Source organism: Sporomusa sp. (assembly GCF_057736855.1).
The window spans coordinates 1-5,070 of the sequence record NZ_JBYKYF010000229.1; the positions used below are offsets into that span (position 1 = coordinate 1).

General features: G+C 47.3%; 5 protein-coding genes. All 5 read right to left on the minus strand.

The window, feature by feature from the left end; genetic code table 11:
• A partial coding sequence (ligA, locus tag AC29Z1_RS13275) for an NAD-dependent DNA ligase LigA (RefSeq protein ID WP_488271934.1) occupies positions 1 to 1,631 on the minus strand: 1,631 nt, incomplete at its 3' end.
• Positions 1,632 to 1,654: 23 nt separating this feature from the next.
• Positions 1,655 to 3,874: a DNA helicase PcrA gene (gene pcrA / locus AC29Z1_RS13280; RefSeq protein WP_488271935.1), complete on the minus strand. Its 2,220-nt coding sequence runs from the start codon at positions 3,872 to 3,874 to the stop codon at positions 1,655 to 1,657.
• Positions 3,875 to 4,000: 126 nt separating this feature from the next.
• Complete coding sequence (locus AC29Z1_RS13285) at positions 4,001 to 4,237, minus strand: putative Se/S carrier protein (protein WP_488271936.1); 237 nt, start codon at positions 4,235 to 4,237, stop codon at positions 4,001 to 4,003.
• Between the two features lie 43 nt (positions 4,238 to 4,280).
• Complete coding sequence (locus AC29Z1_RS13290) at positions 4,281 to 4,487, minus strand: sulfurtransferase TusA family protein (RefSeq protein ID WP_488271937.1); 207 nt, start codon at positions 4,485 to 4,487, stop codon at positions 4,281 to 4,283.
• Positions 4,488 to 4,493: 6 nt separating this feature from the next.
• Positions 4,494 to 5,070, minus strand: a 577-nt coding sequence (yedE, locus tag AC29Z1_RS13295; RefSeq protein ID WP_488271938.1) for a YedE family putative selenium transporter, incomplete at its 5' end; no start/stop codon positions are given.

Consider the following 5,070-nt stretch of genomic DNA (forward strand, 5'->3'; position numbering starts at 1 on the left):
AGCTTGTCAATATCGCCATAACGTCTGGCTAAGAGTGCCGAGGCTTTGGCACCTACATATCTTATTCCCAAGGCGAACAATACCCGAGATAGACCGGCAGTTTTACTGGCAGCGATAGCCTTCACCAAATTATTGGCCGATTTTTCGCCCATACGCTCCATAGCAGCCAAATCTTCCGTCCGCAACGTATACAGGTCTGCCGCATCTTTAACCAGTCCAGCATCTAACAGGCTAGTAATAACAGCCGGACCTAGTCCGTCAATATTCATGGCATCGCGAGAAACAAAATGAATAAGTCCTTCTCTCAGCAGCGCCGGGCAACGCGGGTTAATGCATTTGTGAGCCACTTCTCCAACTTCGCGCACAATCGGCTTACCACATTCGGGACATTCTGTCGGCATAACAAAGGGCTGTTCCTTGCCAGTGCGCCGACCGGTAACAACCGAAACGACTTCAGGAATAATTTCTCCGGCTTTATGCACAATGACGGTGTCGCCAATCCGAATATCTTTTTCTTGTATGAAATCCGCATTATGCAGGGTAGCCCGACTTACCGTAGTGCCTGCTAGCCTTACAGGCCGCAATACAGCAGTGGGAGTCAATACTCCAGTACGGCCTACCCGTACAAAGATGTCTTCCAGAATGGTTGTTGCCTGCTCTGCTGGGAATTTATAAGCAATCGCCCAGCGCGGGTCTTTGGCGGTTGAACCCAGCAACCGCTGGCTGGCCAAACTGTTCACTTTAATCACTAAGCCATCAATATCATAAGGTAAGTCAACCCGTTTTTCCGCCCAACTTTCGCAATATGCTACCACATCGTCAATATTGTCAAATATTTGGTAATGCGGATTGATTTTGAATCCCAACGCCTTTAGTTTTTCCAGCATGGCTGAGTGGGTCGTTACCCCAAGACCTTCTTCGGTTCCCAGGCCATGCATAAAAATGTCCAAAGCACGTTCTGCCGTTACTTTGGGATCAAGTTGGCGGATAGAGCCAGCGGCAGCATTGCGAGGATTGGCTAACAGCGGCTCACCGGCGGCTTCCCGCAGTTTGTTAAGCCTGTCAAACTCCCGTCTAGGCAAATACACTTCGCCCCGGACCTCTAACAGGGTTGGAATATCGCCAGTATCATTCAGCACCAGCGGCACTGAACGGATGGTACGAAGATTGGCCGATACGTCTTCGCCATAGACGCCGTCCCCCCGGGTCGCCCCCCGAATCAGTCTGCCCTGTTCGTAGACAAGATTGATCGCCAGTCCATCGATCTTCAGTTCAACAATATATTCTACAGGCTGACCGCCAAGAGCGCTCCGCACTCTGGCATCAAACGCCTTTAACTCACTGGCTGAAAATGCATTCCCGAGACTCAGCATGGGCGTCAAATGCGCTACCCGTTCAAAACCGTCAGCCGGGACTCCACCCACTCTCTGGGTCGGAGAATCGGGGGTAATGAGCGAGGGGTAGGCAGTTTCAATATCGATAAGCCGTCTAAGCAGCTTATCAAATTCGGCATCGCTAATTTCAGGATCATCAAGTACATAATAGCGGTAGTTATGATAATGGATGATTTTTCTTAATTCTTCAATTTCCTTGGCAGCAGCCATCAGGTTATCCGGTATTGCGGTATTCATGCATAAAACCCCCGAAAACTATATTAAACTCTGCTGATTGGTGCCAGTTGGGCCAGCAGTTTTTTAATACCCTCATTAGGAAAAGCAATGCTAAGCTGCATATTGCTGCCACTGCCGCTTACAGCTACCACTGTACCGGTACCCCATTTGGCGTGATATACTTTTTCTCCGGCTTTCCATTCGATATTCTGTGGCTTAACGGGATTTTGAACAGGATCTTTCAAAATAGTCAGTTCCGGTTTAGCGGCCATCTTAGGCAGCGAAACGCTCGCCGGGCGATGGCTTGGTATAACTGACAAATGGCTAGGACGTTTCGGTGCATAGCGTTCGATAAGTTCTGGCGGTATTTCATCCAAAAATCGTGATGGCTCGTAGCATACCGTATTGCCGTAAATCATGCGCTGACGAGCATTAGAAATGTATAATTTGCGCTGAGCCCGGGTAATGCCGACATAACATAAGCGCCGTTCTTCCTCAATCTCCCGCTCATCCATCAGTGTGCGAACATGGGGAAATATCCCCTCCTCCAACCCGCACAAAAATACGACAGGAAACTCCAGTCCCTTGGCTGCATGCAACGTCATGAGAGTTACTTTATCATCAGAAAGTTCCTGGTTATCTAGATCGGTTAGCAGCGAAACATGACTCAGAAATTCTTCCAGCGTATTTTCAGTTTCATTTTCAGCAAACTTTTTGGCATCACTGACAAGTTCTTTCAAATTTTCTATACGACTCATTGCCTGTGGGTCGCTGTCAGCCTCCAACTCGGCCAGATAACCGGAATCACGCATAACTTTATCAATCAGTTCAGCCACCGACAAAGTATTCTGGCAGGCCATCAGGTTGAAAATCAACTCAGCCAAGCCTTCCAATTGATGCTTGGCCCGCGCAGTCAGTCCAGGAACCAAATCAGGGTTCGATACGGCATCAAACAATGACACATGATTTTGGGCCACATATTCTTCCAGCCGGCCAATGGTGGTATTGCCGATCCCCCGGCGGGGCACATTGATAATCCTGAGCAGGCTGATGGAATCGGCGGGATTGAAGATGACTTTCAGGTAAGCCATAATGTCTTTTATTTCCTTGCGGTCATAAAAGCGCAGGCCGCCAACCATCGTGTAAGGAATCGCCGCGTTGCGCAAGCCCTCCTCAATGACGCGTGACTGCGCATTGGTGCGGTACAAGATAGCAATATCTTTATATGGTGTGCGATACACCGTATTGAGTGTAACAATAGTATCGGCAATATACCGGGCTTCGTCCCGTTCATCCATCGCCAGATAGTGGGTAATTTTGTCACCAACCTGATTGTCTGTCCATAATGCTTTGGGCTTGCGATGGCAGTTATTTTCGATGACAGCATTGGCAGCATCGAGAATGGTCTGGGTAGAACGATAATTTTGCTCTAATTTGATGACCTTGGCATCCGGATAATCGGATTCAAAATCAAGGATGTTTTGAATATCAGCACCCCGCCAGGCGTAAATACTCTGATCGACATCGCCTACCACGCATATATTCCGATGTTTGGCAGCCAGTGTCCGGGCCAAGAGATATTGAGCACGGTTAGTATCCTGGTACTCATCAATTAAAATATAATGAAACTTTTGCTGATATTTTTTCCGCACCATGGAATTATATTCCAGCAGTTCCACAGACAACATCAACAAATCGTCAAAATCCAGTGCGTTATTGGCTTTGAGTTTGCTCTGGTACAGCTTATACACTTCAGCCACTTTTAAGCTGTAAAAATTATCGGCCTGTGCCATGAATTCCCGCACATCCTGCAGGACATTCTTGGCATTCGAAATGGTGGTTTGCACACCATTGGGGGTAAACTGCTTTTCGTCAAGGTTGAGTTCTTTTAGGCAGGTTTTAATCAGCGACAGCGAATCGCTGGCATCATAGATGATGAAATTGCGAGTATAACCGCCCAGGTTTTCAATTTCCATCCGTAGAAATTTGGCACAAAAGGCATGAAAGGTACTCAGCCAAATATCCTTAGCTGCTAGACCAACCATACTGGCCACCCGCTCTTTCATTTCGGCAGCCGCTTTGTTAGTAAAAGTAATGGCCAAAATATGATAAGGAGCCACTCCCTGCGCTAAGAGATTGGCAATCCGGCTTGTTAAAACCTTGGTCTTGCCTGAACCTGCTCCGGCCATGATGAGCAGCGGCCCGTTTACATGGGCAACAGCTTCCTGCTGAGCCGGGTTTAAGCGGTCAAAAATATTTTGCATAACTTCCTCCAAGTATTAAGTTAAGTAGGATAAACATGATTATTTTCTCCATATATTTGCCTTTTCCTGTCGATGAATAGAAAAAAATAGAGTCTGCACAGCTTCAGACTCTAAGATGTTTCGGTATTAATATGCCTTTGCCAGCTTAACACCTTTTTGCAACATAATAATTCCTTTGGCCCCCAGCACCTCAACAGCTTTATCCACATCCTGTTCAGCAACTTGGGCAGCCAGACCTTCACAGGAGGCACTCAGTTCACGCGGTACAGGAACAAGTTCTGCGGTAATGCTGTATTCTTTCAAGATTTTTTTCGCCCGGAAGGCGTGATAAACTGACGGAAATGTAATTACACAATCAGCCATGTATTAACCCTTTCCATAAGCAAAGCCATGCAAGTATCCGCTGTTACTTCGTAATAGTAATAGTATACTCGCCGCCTGCCTCAGCACATTCCACCCGGAAGTTCTGAGATTTAGCATATTTAATAATATTCTCTTTGGCTGGCGGCTCGTCAACCAACACGGTAACAGCATTAGCCTGGCTTAATGCGTCTTTTGTCCTAAGCAGTGGAATTGGACAGCTTAAGCCTCTAAGATCAAGTATATTCTCCACAGTGCATCAAACTCCTTTGTTTATGGGCACAAGTTTTTCTCTGCATAGATAACCAATACCGGCAACCAGAACAATCCCGACGACAACGGCAATTTGGCCATTAATGCCAACGCCTGCCGCCGAGCCAGCGGCATTAAGGGTATGGGCCACACCGGCACCGGCAAGCATGCCTAATACACAAGCCAATGCATCAGTACTGCCTTCACCAGCCATAATAAGTTGACGCAGCGGACAACCACCAGCTAAGGTTGCCGCCAAACCAGTCAGAAATAGGCCAAGAAAATTCCATACATGCATGGTATGAGCCAGCGGCTGGTTATCAAAACCCAGTTTAAAGAAACCAAAATACATATTGCCTGCCAAGGCAGCCACAAACATAATTGCATAGATTTTAAGCATACCGGTCTCCCCTACCAGGATGAAATCACGGAAACCACCACTTAAGCACATGCGGGTACGCCAAGCCAAACCACCTGCGATCAAACCAGCAATGAGACTGGCAATGACTGGCGCATGCATCGATCCTGGACCTTTGGCACTGAAATGCAAGAAACCTGCGCCCATGCTTACACCAATAAGTAAT

Coding starts and splice junctions, on each gene's coding strand:
- AC29Z1_RS13285 (WP_488271936.1), bottom strand. CDS start 4,237: ATGGCTGATTGTGTAATTACATTTCCGTCAGTTTATCACGCCTTCCGG.
- pcrA (WP_488271935.1), bottom strand. CDS start 3,874: ATGCAAAATATTTTTGACCGCTTAAACCCGGCTCAGCAGGAAGCTGTT.